The sequence below is a fragment of the Spongiibacter pelagi genome (assembly GCF_014705705.1).
Classification (GTDB): domain Bacteria; phylum Pseudomonadota; class Gammaproteobacteria; order Pseudomonadales; family Spongiibacteraceae; genus Spongiibacter; species Spongiibacter pelagi.
Window position 1 is genome coordinate 16,081 of record NZ_JACXLD010000007.1, and the last position, 20,333, is coordinate 36,413.

Below are 20,333 nucleotides of genomic sequence, written 5' to 3' on the forward strand. Positions count from 1 at the left end.
CCAAGCTGTCGCGCCCAAGCCTTGAATTCCGTACAATTCGGCGCTTATTCATCGATTGATTCCCGGAATTGGCATGCAAGAACAAATTAGCGAACAACTGAAAGCACATTTTACCGACGCCACTATTGAGGTTGGCGGCGATGGAAGTCATTTTGATGTCAAAGTTGTCAGCGATGTTTTTGAAGGCTTGCGCCCGGTAAAGCGTCAACAGATGGTGTATGCCGCGTTAAATGACATGATTCGCGATGGCAGCGTGCACGCTGTGAATATCAAAGCCCTGACCGTGGCTGAGGCATAAATGGATAAATTGTTAATACGCGGCGGAGGTCCTCTTCGCGGCGAGATTCGGGTTTCCGGATCGAAGAACGCGGCATTGCCCATTTTGGCGGCGGCGCTGCTGGCCAGCGAGCCAGTCAAAATTCGCAAATTGCCTCATCTGCAAGATATTACGACCATGATTGCGTTATTGCGCAGCATGGGCACGGAACTGATGCTGGACGAGCAGCATTGCCTCGAAATTAACGGGGCCACTACCAGCAATACCACAGCGCCCTATGAGCTGGTGAAAACCATGCGCGCCTCAATTTTGGTGCTGGGCCCGCTGTTGGCACACTTTGGTTCGGCGCGGGTGTCTTTCCCAGGTGGTTGTGCCATCGGTAGCCGACCCGTTGATCAACACCTGCGCGGGCTGGAAGCCATGGGCGCGGTGATTGAAATAGATGGCGGTTATATTTCTGCCCATGTGCCTAGCGGTCGCCTGAAAGGCGCGCACATTCTGTTTGATATGGTCACCGTTGGCGGCACAGAAAATGTGCTGATGGCGGCGTGTTTGGCCGAGGGGCGCACGGTGCTTGAGAATGCGGCGCGCGAACCCGAGATTGTCGATCTGGCCAATATGCTGATTGCCATGGGCGCCAAAATTCAGGGGCATGGCACCGCCACCATTACCATTGATGGCGTTGAAAAGCTGGGCGCCTGTGATTACACGGTAATGCCAGACCGCATTGAAGCGGGTACCTACCTTGTGGCTGCGGCGGCGTCACGCGGGCAGATCAAAATGCATGATATTGATGCCCATGCCATGGAAGCCATTCTGGTTAAACTTGAAGAAGCCGGCGCGGATATTCAAGTTGGTGAAGGCTGGATTAGTTTGGATATGCACGGCAAGCGTCCTCGCGCCGTTAATGTTAAAACCATGCCTTACCCTGGGTTTCCCACCGATATGCAGGCGCAATTTACGGCGCTAAATGCGGTGGCAGAGGGAACCGGCCGGGTTACGGAAACCATTTTTGAAAACCGTCTGATTCAAGCTCATGAAATGGTGCGCATGGGCGCCAAGATCAGTGTGGAAGGCAATACTGTCATCATCACTGGAATTGAGCGCCTAAAAGGCGCGCCGGTCATGGCCAGTGACCTGCGGGCATCGGCGAGTTTGGTTATTGCGGGTCTCGTTGCCGATGGTGAGACACTGATTGACCGGATTTACCATATTGATCGCGGTTATGAATGTATTGAAGAAAAGATGTTGGCCTTGGGCGCGGTAATCCGTCGCGTTAAGGAATAATGAATTCAGCGCATAGCCGCTGGGAGTAAGCTTGTGGAACAACCCATTACTATTGCCCTGACCAAGGGGCGTATTTTGAAAGAGACCCTACCGCTGTTGGCGGAAGCGGGTATTGAGCCGCTGGAAGATATTTCCAGCAGCCGCAAGCTGATTTTCCCGACTAATCATGCCCATATTAATTTGATTGTGATTCGCGGCACCGATGTGCCCACCTACGTTAAGTTGGGTTCGGCAGATATTGGTATTGCTGGCAAGGATATGCTGTTGGAGCTGGGCTCTGAGGATATGTACGAGCCGCTGGATCTCAATATTGCGCGCTGTAAATTGATGACGGCGGGGCGTAAAGATGAGCCTCTGCCTCAGGGGCGCGTGCGGGTCGCGACCAAATTCGTGAATGTGGCCCGGCGGCACTTTGCCGAGCGCGGTATTCAGGTAGAGCTAATCAAACTCTATGGTGCAATGGAGTTGGCGCCGCTGATGAATCTCGCTGACTTGATCGTGGATATTGTCGACACCGGTAATACCTTGCGCGCCAATGGCATGGAGCCGCGCGATATGATTGCTGAGGTGAGCTCACGCGTGGTGGTTAATAAAGCGGCCATGAAGCGCAAACACCGTGAGGTGCAGGGCATTATTGAGCGCCTTGAGGCGGCCGTGGCCTCACGTCAGGTGGCCGAGGTGGCGAATGGCTGAGGCATTAATGCGCCGTTTGAATTCAGGTGCGGCGGATTTTTCTGTCCAGCTGGATGCTTTGCTGGCTTGGGATTCGGTTTCTAATCCCGCAGTCGTGCAGACAGTGTCTGAAGTTATTGCGGCTATAAAACAGCGTGGCGATGCGGCCTTACTTGAGTATTGTGCTGCCTTTGATCGCTTGAATATCAATGTTGCGGCTGAGCTGGAGATTCCACAATCTCGCTTGTTGGCTGCGTTGGATAATATCGATCAAGCCCAGCGGCAGGCGCTGGAAGTGGCTGCCCAGCGAGTTCGCGATTATCACCAGCATCAGCGTCAGGAGTCGTGGTCTTACACCGAGGCAGACGGCACAGTGCTCGGTCAGCAAATTCGGCCAATGGATCGGGTGGGTTTGTATGTGCCCGGTGGCAAGGCGACCTATCCTTCTTCTGTTCTAATGAATGCCATTCCCGCAAAAGTTGCCGGGGTGCCAGAGTTAATTATGGTTTCCCCGACTCCCGGCGGAGAGCTTAATGAAATGGTATTGGCGGCGGCGGCGATTGCTGGCGTTGATCGAGTGTTTACCATTGGTGGCGCGCAGGCTGTTGCCGCACTGGCGTTTGGCACCGAAACCATTCCTCGGGTCGACAAAATTGTTGGCCCCGGCAATATCTATGTGGCCACGGCCAAGCAGCAAGTGTTCGGTCGCGTTGGGCTGGATATGATTGCCGGTCCCTCGGAGATTTTAGTGGTCTGCGATGGTCTGACTGATCCTGATTGGATCGCCATGGATCTGTTCTCGCAGGCTGAGCACGATGAAGATGCGCAGTCGATTTTGTTGTGCCCCGATGCGGCCTATCTTGATCGAGTAGAAGCTAGCATCGAGCGTTTGCTTGCGGATATGCCGCGTTCGGAGATTATTCGCAAGTCGCTCTCTGGTCGTGGTGCCTTGATTGACGTTGCGGATATGGCTGAGGCGATTGAGCTGATTAATCGGATTGCGCCTGAGCATTTGGAGTTGTCGGTTGAAGAGCCGGAGCAATATTTGCCGCAGATCCGTCACGCCGGTGCCATCTTTTTGGGTCGTCACACTCCGGAAGCGCTGGGCGATTACTGCGCAGGGCCAAACCATGTGTTGCCAACCTCGGGCACGGCGCGTTTCTCCTCACCACTAGGTGTGTATGATTTTCAGAAGCGCTCATCATTAATTAATTGTTCACCTGCGGGTGCGCAGAACTTGGCGCAAGTCGCCTCGGTTCTGGCGCGTGGTGAATCGTTGGTCGCTCACGCGGTCAGCGCGGAATACCGTCTTGGAGTAGACGCTAAATCATGAGTCGATTTTGGAATCCGCTGATTAAAAAGCTTGTGCCCTATGTGCCTGGCGAGCAACCCAAAATTCAGGATTTGGTCAAACTCAATACCAATGAAAATCCGTTTCCGCCTTCGCCTAAGGTTTTGGCGGCGATCTCGGCGGCCACCGGCGAAGGTTTGCGTTTGTACCCAGATCCGGACGCCTCTGCCCTTAAGGCGACCATTGCCAATTACTATAATTTGACGCCGGATTGCGTGTTTGTTGGCAATGGCTCTGATGAAGTGCTGGCCCATACTTTTCAGGCGCTGTTTAATCCTGAACGGCCGCTATTATTTCCAGATATCACCTACAGCTTTTACCCGGTTTACTGCGGTCTTTATCGGCAAGCATTCGAAACCGTGCCACTGGATGAGCAATTCAAAATCCGGGTGGAAAAATACGATGGTTTGAACGGCGGTATTATTTTCCCCAACCCGAATGCTCCGACAGGGTGCTTGTTGTCTTTAGATGAAATTGAACGACTGCTGAAAGTAAATACTGAGACGGTCGTCGTGGTCGATGAGGCGTATATCGATTTTGGCGGTGAGTCGGCGGCAAAATTAATCGACCGCTATGACAATCTGTTGGTGGTGCAAACCTTGAGTAAATCCCGTTCCTTGGCGGGTATGCGGGTGGGTTTGGCGTTGGGGCATCCAGAGCTGATTGAGGCGCTTGAGCGGGTTAAAAACAGTTTTAATTCCTATCCGCTCGATAAGCTGGCCCAAGCTGGTGCCGTTGCCGCTTTTGAAGACGATGGTTATTTTCAGCAGTGCCGAGATGATGTCATTCGTGAGCGTGAAGCCTTGGTCGATCGTTTAAGCGCGATGGGCTTTGAGGTTTTGCCTTCGGCGGCCAATTTTGTTTTTTGTCGTCATGCCGAGCGCGATGCGGGTGAACTGGCGGCGGCTCTGCGAGAGCGCAAAGTCATTGTGCGCCATTTTATGAGTGAGCGTATTGCGCAATTTCTGCGAATTACCATTGGTACTTCGCAACAGAATAGCAAATTGTTAGAAGCGCTCGAGGCTATTCTGGGTTCAAAATAGAATGGTAATTTAAGAGCGGGTAATCAAGCCGGGGTAGACGCTGACCTCGGTTTCTACCTTGAGTTTTTCTTGGTTGCGAAACAGGCTCAGTGTCACTTTTTCGCCGGGGCGGGTGAAGGCGATCAGCTTCATGCCTTCGTGGCCATCGCCCACCGCTTCGCCGTTTATTTCTACCAGTATATCGCCGCTCTTCACGCCAGCTGCACTGGCGGGGCTGTTATTGGCAACGCCGGTTACCATCACGCCATTTTCGCCGTTGAAGAGGGGTCTAACCTCTATTCCCAGCCAGCCTCTAACCGGACGTCCATACTGGATAAGGTCAGACATCGTGCGCAGTGCAAGATCGCTGGGAATGGCCAAGCCAATACCGGTAGCGCCGCCAGTTTGAGTGTAAATAACAGTATTGATGCCGAGCAGCCGTCCTTGAATATCAATGAGTGCGCCGCCCGAATTGCCGGGGTTAATTGCGGCATCTGTTTGAATGAAGTTTTCAAATTGGCTGATACCTAAGCCGTAGCGTCCGGTGGCGCTGACAATGCCTTGGGTGACGGTTTGGCCAAAGCCATAGGGGTTGCCGATAGCTAGCACAGGGTTGCCAACTTTGATGCGATCCGGGTTGGTTACCTCGATGGGGTTGAGTTTTTCGAGGCTGACTTTCAAAACGGCAAGATCGGTATCGGCATCGCTGCCGACAATGGTGGCGAGCGCTTGCCGGCCATCGTGCAGCATCACCAAAATTTCATTAGCGCCTTGGATAACGTGGTAGTTGGTGAGAATAAAGCCGTCGTCGCTAACGATTACGCCCGAGCCAAGGCTGCGGCTCAATTGCTGGCGACTGCCATTGCCTCGACTAAAAAAATGACGGAAAAAAGGGTCGCTAGCGAGGGGGTGTTGTTGCTCAACAATTTTGGTGGTGTAGATATTCACCACTGAGGGAGCCGCTCGCTCTACGGCTTGGCTATAATCGCCGTTGTCGCCAATCTGCTTATAAAAAAGAATACACAGACCCAGTAACACCCCGCACAGCGCTGGCCAGATAAAAGAAAGCAATTTATGACTGGAGAGGTTCACCGGTTGTTCCTGATATGGCTTGGGCTGCAAGTTGGGCTGCGGGGCTTGTCGGTCATCTAGCGCTTGAAAAAGAGCGGCTAGACTATCACGATTTACATCGAAATCGAATTTAAGAGGATCAAGGTTTGCCTGATAACAAGCTTGCAGGAGTTGCGCTCTCGGAATTTCTGGCATCCGCCAATGCGATGATGAAACCGGAGTTGTTTGATGATTATTGCCCCAATGGATTACAGGTTGAGGGGCGCTCAGAGATTCGAAAAATTGTGTCGGGGGTGACGGCGTCTCAGGCATTAATAGAGGCGGCTATCGAGATGCAGGCCGATCTGATTTTAGTGCATCACGGTTATTTCTGGCGTGGTGAGAACCCAGTGTTGACAGGGATGAAGCGCCGCCGCCTGGGTCTATTGATTGAGCATAATATCAATTTGGTGGCCTACCATTTGCCCTTGGATGCTCACCCTGAGCTGGGAAATAACGCTCAGCTTGCCCGCTTGCTGGGCATTAATATTGAGGGCGGTATGGATTCGTCGAAAAACCCGGTGGGTAATGTCGGGACTTTGTCCACGCCAATGCCCGCTCAGGAATTTGCCCAAGTTGTAGCGGAAAAGCTGGGAAGGGTGCCATTGCTAGAGGCGGTGGGCGACAAGCCAATTTCGCGTATAGCTTGGTGTACCGGCGCGGCTCAATCTTATATTGATAAAGCGGCAAGATTGGGGGTGGATGCGTATCTGAGTGGCGAGGTGTCTGAGCCTACAATTCTCAGTGCGCGCGAGCAGGGGGTGCATTACATTGCGGCAGGGCATCATGCCACGGAACGCTACGGTGTTCAGGCATTGGCTCAGGCCCTAGCGGAGAGCTTGGGCCTTGAGCATGTGTTTGTCGATATCGACAATCCTGCCTGATTTACATTACTGGCGGTGCGGGCGGCTCGGCTTCTTCTTTGGGTTTGTGATTTTTCTCTAAGCCGAATTCTTCGTGCAGTGCGCCGGGGCTGCCGGGTTGGCGGGGCGCATAGTCCAGCGGCTGCTGTGAGTGTTGGGTTTTGCCCGGTTTGCTTTCCAGAACGGGGCGGCCTTCGGGGAGCGGCTGTAGGGGGCTGATGCCGGTGCCGTGTAAATCCTGCGCGCCTTTGGCAATGTGGTTGTGAACATTGCGGTAGCTTTCCGCCAAGTCATTCAGCAATTCTGCGGTGCGGTCAAAATGGCCGCTGACTTGGGTTTGGTAATCCAGTTGTTGCTTGTGCATTTCATTGATTTGTTTTTCGAGCGCAGCGCGACTTTGTTGCTCTGGCTTCAGCTTGGTTAGAACAAAATAGCCCAGAATCAAGCCAGCAATAAGGCTGCCTGCGGCAAAAGAAATCAAAGTCCCCAGTTCGTACACGTGTATTACTCCTTTGTCAGTATTCACAGTATAAAACCGTGAGCGCTGGAATCGCATCCCTTGGGGTGCAATTTTCTGTCGATTGTTTTTAATTTGCGGACGCTGAGTCGGCAGCGTAGTAAAATTGAAAATAACTGGCACAGTCGGTAAAGTTGCCAACCTCTTCAATCGCCCGCTATCCATCGTTATGCCAACACCACTTCAGCGCTATCAGCGCGACTTGGAAAAGCCGGACTTTTCCCATGATTCCGCCCAGCAGCATGCGGTCGAATGCTTGCAACGCCTGTTCGATGAGCTTTGTGCTGCGCCGACGTTAGCGCCCTCGGGCTTTAAGGCAAAAGTCGGCGGCTTGTTCGGGCGTAAACCCGAGCCTGTTTTAATTCGGGGGCTGTATTTTTGGGGTGGCGTTGGGCGTGGTAAAACCTATCTCATGGATACCTTTTTTGACACGCTGCCCTTTGAAAATAAAATGCGGGCGCACTTTCACCGCTTTATGCAGCGAGTCCATAAAGACCTTAAAGCGCTGGCGGGAGAGAAGAATCCGCTGATTTTGGTGGCGGATCGGATAGCTGAAGAGGCGCGGGTGATCTGCTTTGATGAATTTTTCGTCACCGATATTACCGACGCGATGATTCTTGCTGGCTTGTTTCAGCGTTTGTTTGAGCGTGGCGTGGTTCTGGTGGCAACCTCGAATATTGTGCCAGATGGCCTATATAAAGACGGCTTGCAGCGAGCGCGCTTTCTGCCGGCTATTGCGCTGCTGAAAAAGCACACTGAAGTGGTGAATGTCGATGGGGGTGTGGATTACCGCCTGCGCACGCTTGAGCAGGCCGAGCTTTATCACTCGCCTCTCGATCCGGCGGCGGAAGTCAGTTTGATGGATAGTTTCCGTCGTTTGGCGCCCGAAGAGCCGCAGCATGATTTGCGTCTGGATATCGAAGGGCGCGGGATAATGGCGCGCTATGTGGCCGATGATGTGGCTTGGTTTGATTTTGCTGAGCTCTGTGACGGGCCGCGCAGTCAGTATGATTACATTGAGTTGGCGCGTATCTTCCATGCGGTCGTCCTGAGCAATGTACCCCAGTTAGGGGCGGGGCGGGATGATCAAGCTCGGCGGTTCATCAATTTGATCGATGAGTTTTATGATCGCAACGTTAAATTGGTGATTTCAGCAGAGGTTGAGCTGGAGTCACTTTATTCGGGTGGTCGGTTGGAGTTCGAATTTGAGCGAACTTGCAGTCGACTTTTAGAAATGCAATCAGAGAGTTACCTTGCTACAGAGCATCGCCCGTAAGGGTTTTGGTTTGAATTATAAAAAGCCGAATTTTCGCTTGAAAAAGGTTTGGTGCGTCTGTAGAATTCGCGCTCTTTGATCGGTACGGTTCCCAAAGGCAAGAAAATGAAAACCTTTAGTGCAAAACCAGAAGCAGTAACTCACGAGTGGTTCGTGGTTGACGCCGCCGATAAAACATTGGGTCGTCTGGCCAGTGAGATTGCGCACCGCCTGCGTGGTAAGCACAAGCCTGAGTATACACCTCATGTTGATACCGGCGACTACATCGTAGTAGTTAATGCTGAGAAAGTTCGCGTAACTGGCAGCAAAACTACAGATAAAATGTATCATCACCACACGGGTTATCCCGGTGGTTTGAAATCAATGAGCTTTGAAAAGCTCATTGATAAAGCGCCTGAGCGGGTAATTCAGAGTGCGGTTCGCGGCATGCTGCCACGCAACCCACTGGGTCGCGCCATGTTCAAGAAACTCAAAGTCTACGCCGGCACCGAGCATCCACATGCTGCTCAACAGCCAGCTGAACTGAATATCTAAGGTAAGCGAAATGTCCGTTACTCAATACTATGGTACTGGTCGCCGAAAAACCTCTTCTGCGCGTGTATTTTTGCAGGCTGGTAGTGGTCAGATCTCTGTTAACAATCGCAGCCTTGACGAATACTTCGGACGTGAAGTTGCTCGTATGATCGTTCGTCAACCACTTGAGTTGGTTGAAATGGGCGAGAAGTTCGACGTTAAAGTCACTGTTAGTGGTGGTGGCAGCTTCGGTCAGGCCGGTGCTATTCGTCACGGTATTACTCGTGCGCTGATGCAATACGACGAAGCCCTGCGTGGTGATCTGCGTCGTGCTGGTTATGTGACGCGTGATGCTCGTGAAGTTGAGCGTAAGAAGGTTGGTCTTCGCAAGGCGCGTAGAAAGCCACAATTCTCCAAGCGTTAATTCGCTGCAGCCATCAGGCTGGGAGAGACTGCATTGTCAGTACAACCGAAAACGCCCGCAAGCCTTGTTTGTGGGCGTTTTTTTTAAGACAGAAATAAGAATAAATGGACGAAAGCGCATCGCTTCCTTGTCACCAACAGCCAAAGTTATTATATTTCTGCCTTTTATAATTTAGGTGCCTAAGTTGCGCCATCAGGAAATGCGGGTGACCGGGTTTCTAAACCAGAGTGTGAGTAATTGGGGGAGACGTCATGGCGAATGACGGTGTGAATACTGGTCGCCGCCGCTTTTTGACTGCAGCTACGTCTGTGGTTGGTGCGGCTGGTGCAGTAGGTGTAGCAGTGCCATTTGTGGGTTCTTGGAATCCGAGTGCAAAAGCGAAAGCTGCCGGTGCGCCAGTAAAGGCGGATATCGGTAAGCTGGAGCCGGGTCAAATGGTGGTTGTTGAGTGGCGCGGCAAGCCGGTTTATGTCTTGCGTCGGACTCAGAAACAAATCGAAGAATTGGCAACCATTGCCAAATTCCTCAAAGATCCAGACTCAAATACGGCTGATCAGCCTGCCTATATTGAAGGTATCACGCGTGCGATTCGCCCTGAATACCTCGTGCTGGTTGGTCTGTGTACCCACCTAGGCTGTGCGCCTAAGCACCGCCCAGAAGTTGGTGTGCCCGATCTGGGTGGCGCCGCTTGGGTAGGTGGCTTCTTCTGTCCGTGCCACGGCTCGCGCTTTGACCTGTCTGGTCGCGTTTACAGCGGCTCGCCGGCATCGACTAACTTGGTTGTTCCTCCTTATTCCTATGAGGGTGACAACGTTCTTGTAATCGGTGTCGATCAGGGGGCTGCGTAATGATTAAGATGTTAGTAGGTCTGCGCGACTGGGTTGATGCTCGGTTGCCAATTATGCGCGCGTGGGATACCCACATGGGTAAGTACTATGCGCCGAAAAACTTCAATTTCTGGTATTTCTTTGGTGTGCTGTCGCTGTTGGTGCTGGTTAATCAGCTACTAACCGGTATCTGGCTGACCATGAGTTATACCCCTAGCTCTGAAGCGGCATTTAGCTCGGTTGAATACATCATGCGTGATGTGGACTACGGCTGGATTATCCGCTACATGCACTCCACCGGCGCATCGGCGTTCTTTGTGGTGGTTTACCTGCACATGTTTCGCGCGCTGCTGTACGGATCATACAAAAAGCCACGTGAGCTGATTTGGATTTTCGGCATGTTCATCTTCCTCGTGTTGATGGCCGAAGCTTTCGTAGGTTACGTGTTGCCATGGGGACAAATGTCTTACTGGGGCGCGCAGGTAATTATTTCGCTGTTTGGTGCAATCCCTGTTGTGGGCGAAGACATTGTGCAGTGGATTCGCGGTGACTACCTGATTTCTGGTATTACCTTGAACCGTTTCTTTGCGCTGCACGTTGTTGCTCTGCCAATCGTGCTGCTGGCACTGGTGGTATTGCACTTGCTTGCTCTGCACGAAGTGGGTTCGAATAACCCAGATGGTGTTGAAATCAAGAAGAACAAAGATGCTAATGGCGTTCCTCTTGATGGCGTGGCCTTCCACCCTTACTACACTGTGCATGACCTGACTGCGGTTGGTGTATTCCTGTTCGTATTCTGCTCTGTGATCTTCTTTATGCCAGAGATGGGGGGTTACTTCCTTGAGTTTGCGAACTTTGAAATTGCCGATGGCCTGAAGACGCCGGCGCACATCGCTCCAGTTTGGTACTTCACACCATTCTACTCAGTGCTGCGTGCGGTACCGGATAAGTTGCTGGGCTTTATCGCCTTTGGTGCTTCAGTTGCAATCCTGTTCTTGTTGCCTTGGCTTGATCGCAGCCCGGTTAAATCTATCCGCTACCGCGGTATGTTTAGCAAAGTGGCGTTGATTATCTTCGTAGCCTCGTTCTTGATTCTGGGCGTACTGGGTGTGAAAGCACCAACTGAAGGTCGCACCCTGCTGGCGCGTATTTGCTCGGTGATCTACTTCGCTTACTTCCTGCTGATGCCATTCTGGACCAGCATGGAGAAAACCAAGCCTGAGCCGACGCGGGTAACGAGTGGCGGTATGGGTTTCTGGAAGAGCATGTTGGTGCTAGTGGTCGTTCTGCTGCTCACCATTTTGCCTCTGAAAGCGGCGGGTGCTGAGTCTGAGTTTCATTGCGGCACTATGGAATGTGACCACATTGAAACTGATGTGACCGATATGGCTTCACTGCAAAGCGGTGCAGCAACCTACATGAACTACTGCATGGGGTGTCACTCTCTGCAGTATGGTCGCTACCAGCGCGTTGCTACAGATCTGAACATTCCTGAAGATTTGTTTGAGCAGTATTTGAAGTTCGACCAGCAAGCCAAAATCGGTGCGCTGATGAACAACTCTATGGATAAGGCGGATGCCAAAGTTTGGTTTGGTGCTGCGCCACCAGACCTGACACTGGTGGCTCGCGCTCGTGACCCTGAGTGGCTGTATACCTATCTGCGTAATTTCTATACCGATGATTCTCGCCCCTACGGTGTGAACAACCGGGTATTTAAAGATGTGGGTATGCCTCATGTTTTGGCTGAGCTGCAGGGTATGCCAGTTTGCGCGCCGGGCCCGGTGCATGCTGAAAATGGTGGTATACTACGCGACCCGCTGACCGGTGAAGACGTTCTGTACGACGAAGATGGTCATGCCCTGAACCCTTGTGGCCGTTTTACTTATGAGCCTCAAGGTGCCCTGAGTCCGGAGGAGTTCGACAAGGTTGTCTACGATCTGGTCAATTTCCTAGAGTATATGGGTGAGCCTTCACAGGCGGCGCGTAAGCGTATCGGTGGCTTTGTCCTGTTGTTTATTGCCATCTTCTTTGTATTTGCTTACTTGCTGAACCGCGAATACTGGAAAGACGTGCACTAATATTTTTCTGCGCGAAATTTGAGAGCGGGCGGCTTCCGAAAGGAGTCTGCCCGCTTGTTGTTTTTGATAAATGCTTGAGGTGTATTGATGGGCGTTGTAACCAAGCGTTCTACCATGACTTTCTTCTCTGATGCGGCTAGTCACTATAGCCACCGTGTACGCATCGTACTGGCCGAGAAGGGTGTAACTGTGGATATTATCGACACAGATCCACTGGATTTGCCCGAGGAAGTGTGTGAGCTTAATCCTTACAATTCGCTACCTACACTGGTTGATCGTGATCTGGCGCTTTACGAATCTAAGGTAATGATGGAATACCTCGACGAGCGTTTTCCTCATCCACCACTGCTGCCGGTTTACCCAGTTGCTCGCGGTGAAAGCCGCCAGTTTATTTACCGTATTGAGCGTGACTGGTGTCATTTGGTTGATGCCATTATTGATGGCAAAGATGCTAAAGCGGCAGAAAAAGCGCGTAAAGATCTGACTGATAGCCTGCTGACTATTGCGCCTATCTTTGGTGAAAAGCCTTATTTCATGAATGAGGAATTTACCCTGGTAGATTGCTGTTTGGCGCCGATTTTGTGGCGTTTGCCGCAGTTGGGCATCAGCCTGCCGCAAACTCGTCAGTCCAAGCCGCTGCTGGATTATATGCAGCGCCTGTTTGAGCGTCCCTCTTTCCAAGAGAGCCTTACAGAGCAGGAGCGTGAGCTTCGCACTCAAGCAGCGTCTGTCGCCTAATCCGGGGCCGTACATTATGATGAGCTCCAGTCGCCCTTATATGGTCCGCGCCATTTATGAGTGGGTAGTCGATAATGACTGCACGCCTTATATCTTGGTAGATGCGGAGTATCCGGGGGTGCTGGTGCCTCAGCAGTATGTCAAAGACGGACAGATTGTATTGAATATCTCGCCCTCTGCGATTGTCGGGCTTGATGTTGGCAATGATGAAATGGGCTTTCGCGGTCGCTTTGGTGGCGTGGCTCAAGATGTTCGTGTGCCGATCGGCGCGGTTTTGGGTATCTATGCTCGTGAGAATGGTCAGGGCATGCTGTTTGATCCCAATGATGATGTGCCACCACCACCGGCTTCTGGCCCCAACAAATCGACTTCCAGTAAATCCTCTGGGGCTAAGCCGACTAAGCCAAGCCTGAAAGTGGTGAAGTAATTCTATTTTTACGAATTATTTCGCTGACTTCTTTTTAGTAATACTCAAAGACGCGTACCACCTTTTTAACGCCATCGGTCTGGCTGGCGATCTTGGCGGCCTGTTCTGATTCCGCTTGAGAAACAATTCCCATCAAATAAATGACGCCATCTTCGGCGATCACTTTAATGCGTGAGGCATCGAGGCTTTTGCTAAAGGTTAATTTGGTGTCCACTTTGGTTTCCAGCCAGCCATCACCAACGCCGGACCAAAAGCTGGGTTTGGGGCCTACGCTTAGTTCATTGTGAACTTTGCGTACCTTGCGCAATTTATTGGCGGCATCACCGGCTTGGTTTTTTAATACTTGGCTGCTGACTTGCCCGGTGAGTAGAACGATGCCGTTGTGGCTGTGAACGTTAAAGGGGGCGTTTTCAAGGTCGGGATCGGTCTTGCGGATATTTACAGTGGCCTTGGTTTCGATAATTTGATCGTCGATATAACTGCCCAAGCTGCGGCTGCCGGGGTCTTCAACAATGGGGCCGTCTGCAGTTGCGGTAAGAATTTGAGTGCAACCGCTCAGAAAGGTAAGTGCCGCGCAGGCCAGCAGGTATCGGAGATAGTATTTCATTGCTCGGGTGTCATATGGCCGAATAGTTGTGTGTCGATGAGCTCGCAAATGGCATGTACGGCGACCAGTTGCATCTCAGTGAGTCTTGCTGTGTCTTTAACAGGAAAAACTAGCTCGATATCTTCCGGTTGTAAAATTGCGCTGGCGCTCCCCTCTGGCGAATTGCTCATAGTAATAATGCGCAATTGCCTTTCTTGAGCGGCTTGGATGCAGCGCAGCATCATTGGGCTTCCGCTTCCTTGATAGGGAAGGAATAGGCAATCCCCGGCTTGTCCCAGAGCGCGAATTTGATTGGCATAGATATCGTTGTAGCCAGATTGCAGCGCAATGGCCGTCATGCTGGCTGCGTCGCTGCAAAGATTCATTGCCGGTAGTGCGGGTCGTTCATGCTGAAAATGGTTTAACAGATTACTGCTTAAGTGTTGGGCTATCAGTGCTTGGCTGCCTTCGCCGCAACAGATGATTTTGCGCTCATTAAGCATGCACTCCACAATTAATTGGCTGGCTTTGCCCAGCTCTTCGCACAGGGACTCCATAGTGTACATGCAGCTTTCGATGTGGCGGTGAAAGAGTTCGACGACCTGTTCTGAGGCTTCCATTTAAATCCTGTTTGGCCTTAATTCAGTTGAAATGCGTTTTTGAGCCACTGTAGCTCAAGCATACCGTTGTCAGTTGGACTTGAGCTAATAATATCGAACCTGCAGGGGAGTGTGCTGAATTTTCCCTTGCTTAAATAGTGTTTTGCGGTGGCGATGATGCGTCGCTGCTTACTTGGAGTGACGCTTTCGGCGCCAGTTCCAAATGTGCTTGGTCGGCGGTGTCGAACTTCAATAAAGACTAAGTGACTGCCACTTAATGCGATGATGTCGATCTCGCCAAATCGACAACGGTAATTTCGAGTAACGATTTTATAGCCATTATCGCTTAATAACGCGGCAGCGGCTTGCTCGGCATTATTTCCTATCTGGAGGTGCTCGCCCGATTTCTTCATTGCACCTGTGGCAGCGATGTTGGCGAGTTGGCATCGTTTAATACCGCTTTACCTGCAGCCATTTTTGCAGGGCTGAGATGCCGCAAAATCTGCCGGTTTTCATTTAGGCTTAATCTGCCAGTTTCGCCAAAAATCTGGTTGCCGGGTTGTTGTAATTGTTTAAGGCGCAGGGTCAGGCGAAAGCTGTCCACGCCCAGCGCATACATGCGCTGCATGTCTTCGCTGTCGGCTAAGCCATCGACGATTGTTTTGTGCAGCTCAGAAGGGGTGTTGAGCACCCAGGGAATATCAACGAAAAGCACATTATTGATATCCCTATCTCTGACCGTGTTTTCTGCGCCGGGGTAGATATGCGATGTCGCATACACGGGTAAGTCGCCAGCATAGTGATAGGCAAACAAGGGGACGATAGCGCGGCCTTCGCTGGGGCGGGCAACGAGAAAAATAAAATCAACATCGTCTCGTCTGTGGGGCTCAAACTTAACGCCTAGACCAATAATCTGGCGCAGGCGCTTGAGTCGATTTTCACTCTGATTGAGTTGCAGGGCGGATTTGATTTGCTTCGAATAGTCGTTGGCGCGCGCATTAAATGAGCTGCGCTGAACAATTTGGCCGCCGAGCGTCAGCCAACGTTCGCTAAAGGCATCGGCAACTTTGTTACCCCAATCGCCTTCCGGGCTTAAAATTAATACGCGTTCTAAGCCTTTTTCTCGGCTAATTTCCGCAATTTGTTGGGCCTCATCTTCGGGGCTTAGGCTTAGCTGATAAAGGCCGCGGGGGTAAGGTGCTGTTTCAAGCCGGTTCAGCGCAATGGTGGGGCGCGGCATGGCATTGGGATACGCCTGTGCCAACTCGGCTAAATTGGTTTTACTTAAGGGGCCAATAATCAGCTCGGCGCCATCGTTCAGTGCTTGTTGATAAAGTTGTTTTACATCCTTATTTTCGGCGTCATATACCCGCAGTGTCGGTATGGGCGCGCCAGATTGCTTGCTTTCAAGACTCGCTGCCAGATAGCCGTCACGAGCGGCTTTGCCATAGCGAGCGAGTTTGCCGGTCATCGGTAATATCAGTGCGATTTGCTGGGCGCGGTCAAGGGCAAGTTCATCGAGCTGGTGAAGTTCGCCGGGCAGTGTATTGCCGCGTCGAGCAGGGTGGCCGGGCCAGCGTGCTAACCACTGATTTCTGCGTTCGATCTGAGCGTCAATATTGCCGGAATTGCTTTTGGCGATCAGGGCCAGTTCCAGCCAGCCGAGATAATCCTTGTCTGCAACGCTGGTGATATTGTTGGTTAATACTGTGGCCGGAACCTGTAGTAGTAATTGCCAGATCTGTTCGCGATTGGCATCCGCTTGCGTGGGGCTAAGTAGTGGATTCATATAAATCCGCTCACGGATCGCCGCAAGCTGATTGCCTTCGATCGCAAAAAGACTGGCGCGCAAGTGGCTGAATAGAATTTGCAGTGGCGCCGGCGCATTCAATAAATAGTTGTTTAGCAGTGGGTCGGCGAGAACGCCAAGGGCTTCGCTAAATTTGCTATAAGTGCGCAGAATACGTGCTTGAGCAATGGCTAGCCTTAGAGCGTGTTCCGGAAGTAACTCTGGCAGGGTGAGTTCGCTGACGGCGGTATCTGCCTGAGCTGCTTCGCCATCGCGCAATAAAACTTCGGCGGCGCGCAAGCGTAATTCAGCGGCGGCGGTTGGCGTGGCGGTAATGGCTTGCTGCAGCCAGGTAGGGATGTCGGCAGAGTTCGCTGTGGCAGGATTAAATCCCAAATAGTCAGACTCTTCCCGGTGACTATAGCTTGGGTAGTCCTGGGGAGAGCTTATCTCATAGGGCTGCGTTGGCGGTTTTTCTTCACCTGTTTCAGGAGTTGAAGAGCAGGCGACAATCAGAGTGCTGAGAGCTGTAAGTAGTAAATATCTTGTCATCATCTATATGCCGTTGTTAGTCTGCAGCGGCCAAATATATTCGGGAGCTGAATTTTGGAAACGCCGGCAACACTCTACGTCGTGGCGACCCCTTTGGGTAACTTGGGGGATATGGTACCGCGAGCTGTTGAGGTCCTACAATCGGTGCAATTGATTGCGGCGGAAGATACGCGGCATAGCCTGCCTTTAATGCGCCATTTTGGTATCAATACCAAAATGATGGCCTGCCATGATCACAATGAAGCGCATGCGATTGAGCGTTTTTTGGCGGTATTGCGTGAAGGCGGTAGCGTAGCGTTAATTTCTGACGCGGGAACGCCATTGATTTCAGACCCTGGTTTTCGCTTAGTTGATGCAGCGCTTGAGCAGGGCTTTAAGGTTTCGCCTATTCCCGGGGCGAGCGCGGTGATTGCTGCCTTAAGTGCGGCTGGACTGCCTTCGGATCGATTTACATTTGAAGGATTTTTACCGGCCAAGGCGCAAGCGCGGCGCACGACGTTGGAGGGGTTGGCGCGAGAGCCGCGGACAATGGTGTTTTATGAGGCGCCTCATCGATTGCTGGAGTCTTTAACGGATTTGGCTGAGATTCTAGGGCCGGAGCGCAGAGTGGTATTAGCTCGCGAGTTGACCAAGCTTTTTGAAACCGTGGTAAGAAAGCCTGCTGCCGAATTGCGCGACTGGGTTGCGGCGGATGCCAACCAGCAACGTGGAGAATGTGTGTTGGTGGTGACGGGGTATCAGGCCGCTGCGGATGAATTGCCGGCTGAGGCGATTCAGGTGTTGCGGGTTTTAAAGCAGGAACTGCCGTTAAAGCAGGCCAGTTCCCTGGCGGCCAAAATTACCGGCTTAAAGAAAAATCAGCTTTACCAATACGCCTTGGATTTTTTGAGCTAATAAAAGCGCATAAATTAGCTTGCTATTGGATAAACTACTGGTTATTCTTACAGTGAGTCAGCTGGACGGCCGCTCGGCTTTTGCTGGGAGGAAAGTCCGGGCTCCATAGGGTAAAGCGCCAGGTAACGCCTGGGAGGCGAGAGCCTACGGAAAGTGCAACAGAGAGTATACCGCCGAACTCGAGTTTATCTTGGGTGGTAAGGGTGAAATGGTGCGGTAAGAGCGCACCGCGCAGCTGGCAACAGTCTGTGGCGATGGTAAACCCCGCTTGGAGCAAGGCCAAATAGGAATCCTTTGCTGCGACCCGCAGTGGATTCGGGTAGGCTGCTTGAGGCTTGCGGTGACGCAGGTCCCAGATGAATGGTCGTCCACGACAGAACCCGGCTTATAGGCTGACTCTTTTTTCTCTACTTCTTCTCCAAAATCCCTTTCAAATCTTCTTGTCTCTTAAGGTTTTACTTTAAGAGTTCTTGCTATTCCTTTGATTTTACTTCCCTTTTCGCTTTTTGTTTTGTGATTTCTTCGACGTTCGCCGCAAGATCGCCGCTAATCCCGGCGGTTTGCGGGCAATTTAACTTGACAGTGGCAGGGTGGCAATACATAGTGGCATCCAGTGGGGGAAAGTGGTTTTTTGTGGTTTCTCGTGGATTTTTTAACTCTGAGGGTGGGGGAAAGTGTTTCTCGGTAGTCACGCCATCACAATGGATGCAAAGGGACGGTTGGCCATTCCGGCTAAGATCCGTGACGCCCTTGTGTCTGAGTGTGCCGGTAAGTTAGTGATTACTGCCCATACTGAAGAGCGCTGTCTGCTGGTTTATCCCGAACCCCAGTGGCTGGAATTGCAGCCCAAGATTGAGGCTCTGCCCAATATCAATCGCAAAGCGCGACTGATGCAGCGTTTGCTGCTGGGTTATGCCACCCCCCTAGAACTTGATGCCAATGGTCGTGTGTTGTTACCGCAACCATTGCGCGATTACGCCTGCCTCGAAAAAAAGCTGATGTTGATTGGGCAGGGTAAAAAGCTGGAGCTCTGGAGTGAGTCTGGCTGGAACGACATTCTGCAAGATGTTGGTGATACCGACGAAATGCCAGAAGAAGTGCTGTCTTTGTCTCTATAGGGTGCTTGTTTTGCAAGATAAGGTTTTGCAGCAAGAAAACGCTTTGCAACAGCATTTAACTGTCTTGCGTGATGAGGCTGTGGCAGCGCTGATTTCTGATAAGTCCGGCTGGTATGTCGATGGCACTTTTGGACGCGGCGGCCATACCCGGCATTTGTTATCACAATTGGATGCCGCGGCCCATGTCATGGGAATCGATAAAGATCCGCGCGCCATTGAGGCGGCTTGTGGCTTGGCGGCGGACGATCCGCGCTTCGTGATTGCTCAGGGCAGCTTTGCGGAACTTGAAGCGCACTTGCAAACCTTTCAGTGGTCAGAGCCGTTGACGGGTGTATTGCTGGATTTGGGAGTGTCATCTCCGCAGCTTGACGATGCGGAGCGAGGTTTCAGCTTCTTGCGCGATGGTGATCTGGATATGCGCATGGACACCGGCTCTGGTCAAAGTGCGGCACAGTGGTTGGCCGTGGCAGATGAGCAAGATATCGCGGTGGTGTTGAAGGAGTTTGGTGAAGAACGATTTGCCAAGCGTATTGCGCGGGCGATTGTTGAAGCTCGATCCGAGCAGCCCATTACTCGAACACTGCAGTTGGCAAAAATTGTCAGTGATGCCAACCCCGCTTGGGAAAAGCACAAACATCCAGCAACTCGAAGCTTTCAGGCGATTCGGATTTATATCAACCAAGAGCTGAGTGATCTCGAGGTGTTGCTAGAGCGAGTGATTGATCAATTGGCCGTCGGCGGACGCTTGGTGGTGATCAGCTTTCACTCACTTGAAGATCGAATTGTTAAGCGCTTTATGCGCCGGCAGGCTCAAGGGGAAAAGTTGCCGGCTAATTTACCGGTGACCGATGCGAGCTTAAATCGCCGCTTAAAAATTATCGGTAAAGCGCTTAAGCCGAGTGTTGCAGAAGTTGACGCGAATCCGCGAGCGAGAAGTGCGGTGATGCGGGTTGCAGAAAAGCTGGCCTGATATTGGGCTAAGTAAACAGGTTTAGAAAGATAAAAAATCATTAGCGGGGGCGGGGCATGCGCGAACAGCGCAAGGCGAGACAAGGCGTCAATGCTCGAAAGATCGGTGCGGGAAGGGCTGATCGGGAGTCGTTTGCTTCGCCATTGCTGGTGGGTGGTTTCTGGGTTCCCTTTTGTCTGGTTTTGTTGGTGGTGACCGCAGTAGGTGTATTGCAAAGCACCCACCGCTCTCGGCAATTGTTTGCCGAATTGCAGAATCTGGAAAAGCAGGCGCGGCGACTAGAGGAAAATTGGGGGCGGCTTTTGCTAGAGCAGAGCACTTGGGCCTCTCCAGATCGGGTTCAACGGGTGTCAGAGGGGCAGCTGCATATGCAGGTGCCAGAAGTTGAAAATATGGTAACGGTGTATGGCCAGAGCAGCTAAAGCAGCCAACAAAATCACCAA

The 20,333-nt window shown here is 51.9% G+C and carries 23 protein-coding genes and 1 other RNA gene; 18 read left to right on the forward strand and 6 right to left on the reverse strand.

The genetic code is table 11. The annotated features are described in order from the left end of the window. Positions 1-73 precede the first annotated feature (73 nt). From IB286_RS11925 to hisC, 5 genes are read left to right on the forward strand one after another with little or no spacing between them, the layout of a single operon-like run. Positions 74-298 (forward strand): BolA family protein, encoded by a 225-nt coding sequence (locus IB286_RS11925; RefSeq protein WP_190765845.1) that lies wholly within the window; start codon positions 74-76, stop codon positions 296-298. Next, positions 299-1,564, forward strand: a complete 1,266-nt coding sequence (gene murA, locus IB286_RS11930) for a UDP-N-acetylglucosamine 1-carboxyvinyltransferase (protein ID WP_190765846.1) — start codon at positions 299-301, stop codon at positions 1,562-1,564. A gap of 33 nt (positions 1,565-1,597) precedes the next feature. After that, the gene (hisG, locus tag IB286_RS11935; protein WP_190765848.1) at positions 1,598-2,257 is read left to right on the forward strand and encodes an ATP phosphoribosyltransferase; all 660 of its coding nucleotides are present in this window, start codon (positions 1,598-1,600) and stop codon (positions 2,255-2,257) included. Continuing rightward, positions 2,250-3,569 (forward strand): histidinol dehydrogenase, encoded by a 1,320-nt coding sequence (hisD, locus tag IB286_RS11940; RefSeq protein WP_190765850.1) that lies wholly within the window; start codon positions 2,250-2,252, stop codon positions 3,567-3,569. The genes hisG and hisD overlap by 8 nt, the downstream gene beginning before the upstream one ends. Continuing rightward, positions 3,566-4,630 carry a histidinol-phosphate transaminase gene (hisC, locus tag IB286_RS11945; protein ID WP_190765852.1) on the forward strand — a complete coding sequence of 355 codons (1,065 nt, stop codon included), beginning with the start codon at positions 3,566-3,568 and terminating at the stop codon, positions 4,628-4,630. Before hisD ends, hisC begins: the two co-directional genes overlap by 4 nt. 9 nt (positions 4,631-4,639) lie before the next feature. On the opposite strand, the gene IB286_RS11950 is transcribed toward hisC, so the two are convergent. Continuing rightward, the gene (locus IB286_RS11950) at positions 4,640-5,701 is read right to left on the reverse strand and encodes a trypsin-like peptidase domain-containing protein (protein WP_317889755.1); all 1,062 of its coding nucleotides are present in this window, start codon (positions 5,699-5,701) and stop codon (positions 4,640-4,642) included. Positions 5,702-5,826: 125 nt separating this feature from the next. On the opposite strand from IB286_RS11950, the gene IB286_RS11955 reads away from it, so the two are divergent. After that, positions 5,827-6,603 carry a Nif3-like dinuclear metal center hexameric protein gene (locus tag IB286_RS11955; protein ID WP_223826356.1) on the forward strand — a complete coding sequence of 259 codons (777 nt, stop codon included), beginning with the start codon at positions 5,827-5,829 and terminating at the stop codon, positions 6,601-6,603. Between the two features lies 1 nt (position 6,604). Here IB286_RS11955 and IB286_RS11960 read toward each other — a convergent pair whose 3' ends face one another. Next, on the reverse strand, positions 6,605-7,081 hold the full coding sequence (locus IB286_RS11960; RefSeq protein WP_190765856.1) for a YhcB family protein: 477 nt from the start codon (positions 7,079-7,081) through the stop codon (positions 6,605-6,607). 187 nt (positions 7,082-7,268) lie between these two features. Between IB286_RS11960 and zapE the strand changes: the two genes are divergently transcribed. From zapE to IB286_RS11995, 7 genes are all read left to right on the forward strand, one after another. Further along, positions 7,269-8,375 (forward strand): cell division protein ZapE, encoded by a 1,107-nt coding sequence (gene zapE, locus IB286_RS11965; RefSeq protein WP_190766125.1) that lies wholly within the window; start codon positions 7,269-7,271, stop codon positions 8,373-8,375. 105 nt (positions 8,376-8,480) lie between these two features. Continuing rightward, positions 8,481-8,909: a 50S ribosomal protein L13 gene (gene rplM / locus IB286_RS11970; protein WP_190765858.1), complete on the forward strand. Its 429-nt coding sequence runs from the start codon at positions 8,481-8,483 to the stop codon at positions 8,907-8,909. A 10-nt stretch (positions 8,910-8,919) separates the two neighbouring features. Further along, positions 8,920-9,312, forward strand: coding sequence for a 30S ribosomal protein S9 (gene rpsI, locus IB286_RS11975; RefSeq protein ID WP_190765860.1), 393 nt, complete (start codon positions 8,920-8,922; stop codon positions 9,310-9,312). Between the two features lie 251 nt (positions 9,313-9,563). Beyond that, entirely contained in the window at positions 9,564-10,160 is a 597-nt protein-coding gene (gene petA / locus IB286_RS11980; protein ID WP_190765861.1) for a ubiquinol-cytochrome c reductase iron-sulfur subunit, read from the forward strand. Beyond that, positions 10,160-12,217: a ubiquinol-cytochrome c reductase gene (locus IB286_RS11985; RefSeq protein ID WP_190765863.1), complete on the forward strand. Its 2,058-nt coding sequence runs from the start codon at positions 10,160-10,162 to the stop codon at positions 12,215-12,217. Before petA ends, IB286_RS11985 begins: the two co-directional genes overlap by 1 nt. Before the next feature lie 87 nt (positions 12,218-12,304). Continuing rightward, positions 12,305-12,955 carry a stringent starvation protein SspA gene (gene sspA, locus IB286_RS11990; protein WP_190765865.1) on the forward strand — a complete coding sequence of 217 codons (651 nt, stop codon included), beginning with the start codon at positions 12,305-12,307 and terminating at the stop codon, positions 12,953-12,955. 19 nt (positions 12,956-12,974) lie between these two features. After that, the gene (locus IB286_RS11995) at positions 12,975-13,382 is read left to right on the forward strand and encodes a ClpXP protease specificity-enhancing factor (protein WP_190766127.1); all 408 of its coding nucleotides are present in this window, start codon (positions 12,975-12,977) and stop codon (positions 13,380-13,382) included. Between the two features lie 34 nt (positions 13,383-13,416). Here the strand turns inward: IB286_RS11995 and IB286_RS12000 are convergent, their stop codons facing one another. From IB286_RS12000 to IB286_RS12015, 4 genes are read right to left on the reverse strand one after another with little or no spacing between them, the layout of a single operon-like run. Further along, positions 13,417-13,989 (reverse strand): BON domain-containing protein, encoded by a 573-nt coding sequence (locus IB286_RS12000; RefSeq protein WP_190765867.1) that lies wholly within the window; start codon positions 13,987-13,989, stop codon positions 13,417-13,419. Then, positions 13,986-14,588 carry a D-sedoheptulose-7-phosphate isomerase gene (locus IB286_RS12005; RefSeq protein WP_190765869.1) on the reverse strand — a complete coding sequence of 201 codons (603 nt, stop codon included), beginning with the start codon at positions 14,586-14,588 and terminating at the stop codon, positions 13,986-13,988. Before IB286_RS12005 ends, IB286_RS12000 begins: the two co-directional genes overlap by 4 nt. A 17-nt stretch (positions 14,589-14,605) precedes the next feature. Then, the gene (locus IB286_RS12010) at positions 14,606-14,980 is read right to left on the reverse strand and encodes a YraN family protein (protein WP_190765871.1); all 375 of its coding nucleotides are present in this window, start codon (positions 14,978-14,980) and stop codon (positions 14,606-14,608) included. Further along, a complete protein-coding gene (locus IB286_RS12015; protein WP_190765873.1) occupies positions 14,977-16,911 on the reverse strand; it encodes a penicillin-binding protein activator in 1,935 nt (644 codons plus the stop codon). Before IB286_RS12015 ends, IB286_RS12010 begins: the two co-directional genes overlap by 4 nt. A 51-nt stretch (positions 16,912-16,962) precedes the next feature. Here IB286_RS12015 and rsmI point away from each other — a divergent pair, with 51 nt between their 5' ends. The 5 genes from rsmI to ftsL all read left to right on the forward strand — a co-directional run bounded on the left by rsmI (position 16,963) and on the right by ftsL (position 20,312). Further along, complete coding sequence (gene rsmI, locus IB286_RS12020) at positions 16,963-17,802, forward strand: 16S rRNA (cytidine(1402)-2'-O)-methyltransferase (RefSeq protein ID WP_190765874.1); 840 nt, start codon at positions 16,963-16,965, stop codon at positions 17,800-17,802. A gap of 53 nt (positions 17,803-17,855) precedes the next feature. Beyond that, positions 17,856-18,206: RNase P RNA component class A (gene rnpB / locus IB286_RS12025), an RNA gene on the forward strand. Between the two features lie 270 nt (positions 18,207-18,476). Further along, positions 18,477-18,920, forward strand: a complete 444-nt coding sequence (gene mraZ, locus IB286_RS12030) for a division/cell wall cluster transcriptional repressor MraZ (protein WP_190765877.1) — start codon at positions 18,477-18,479, stop codon at positions 18,918-18,920. Between the two features lie 10 nt (positions 18,921-18,930). Then, entirely contained in the window at positions 18,931-19,890 is a 960-nt protein-coding gene (rsmH, locus tag IB286_RS12035; RefSeq protein ID WP_398285121.1) for a 16S rRNA (cytosine(1402)-N(4))-methyltransferase RsmH, read from the forward strand. A 56-nt stretch (positions 19,891-19,946) separates the two neighbouring features. Continuing rightward, entirely contained in the window at positions 19,947-20,312 is a 366-nt protein-coding gene (gene ftsL / locus IB286_RS12040; RefSeq protein WP_190765879.1) for a cell division protein FtsL, read from the forward strand. The last annotated feature ends 21 nt before the right edge of the window (positions 20,313-20,333 follow it).

Coding starts and splice junctions, on each gene's coding strand:
- rplM (WP_190765858.1), top strand. CDS start 8,481: ATGAAAACCTTTAGTGCAAAACCAGAAGCAGTAACTCACGAGTGGTTC.
- IB286_RS11925 (WP_190765845.1), top strand. CDS start 74: ATGCAAGAACAAATTAGCGAACAACTGAAAGCACATTTTACCGACGCC.
- zapE (WP_190766125.1), top strand. CDS start 7,269: ATGCCAACACCACTTCAGCGCTATCAGCGCGACTTGGAAAAGCCGGAC.
- IB286_RS12000 (WP_190765867.1), bottom strand. CDS start 13,989: ATGAAATACTATCTCCGATACCTGCTGGCCTGCGCGGCACTTACCTTT.
- murA (WP_190765846.1), top strand. CDS start 299: ATGGATAAATTGTTAATACGCGGCGGAGGTCCTCTTCGCGGCGAGATT.
- sspA (WP_190765865.1), top strand. CDS start 12,305: ATGGGCGTTGTAACCAAGCGTTCTACCATGACTTTCTTCTCTGATGCG.
- hisD (WP_190765850.1), top strand. CDS start 2,250: ATGGCTGAGGCATTAATGCGCCGTTTGAATTCAGGTGCGGCGGATTTT.
- IB286_RS12005 (WP_190765869.1), bottom strand. CDS start 14,588: ATGGAAGCCTCAGAACAGGTCGTCGAACTCTTTCACCGCCACATCGAA.
- IB286_RS12010 (WP_190765871.1), bottom strand. CDS start 14,980: ATGAAGAAATCGGGCGAGCACCTCCAGATAGGAAATAATGCCGAGCAA.
- IB286_RS11995 (WP_190766127.1), top strand. CDS start 12,975: ATGAGCTCCAGTCGCCCTTATATGGTCCGCGCCATTTATGAGTGGGTA.
- rpsI (WP_190765860.1), top strand. CDS start 8,920: ATGTCCGTTACTCAATACTATGGTACTGGTCGCCGAAAAACCTCTTCT.
- hisC (WP_190765852.1), top strand. CDS start 3,566: ATGAGTCGATTTTGGAATCCGCTGATTAAAAAGCTTGTGCCCTATGTG.
- IB286_RS11985 (WP_190765863.1), top strand. CDS start 10,160: ATGATTAAGATGTTAGTAGGTCTGCGCGACTGGGTTGATGCTCGGTTG.
- ftsL (WP_190765879.1), top strand. CDS start 19,947: ATGCGCGAACAGCGCAAGGCGAGACAAGGCGTCAATGCTCGAAAGATC.
- petA (WP_190765861.1), top strand. CDS start 9,564: ATGGCGAATGACGGTGTGAATACTGGTCGCCGCCGCTTTTTGACTGCA.
- IB286_RS12015 (WP_190765873.1), bottom strand. CDS start 16,911: ATGATGACAAGATATTTACTACTTACAGCTCTCAGCACTCTGATTGTC.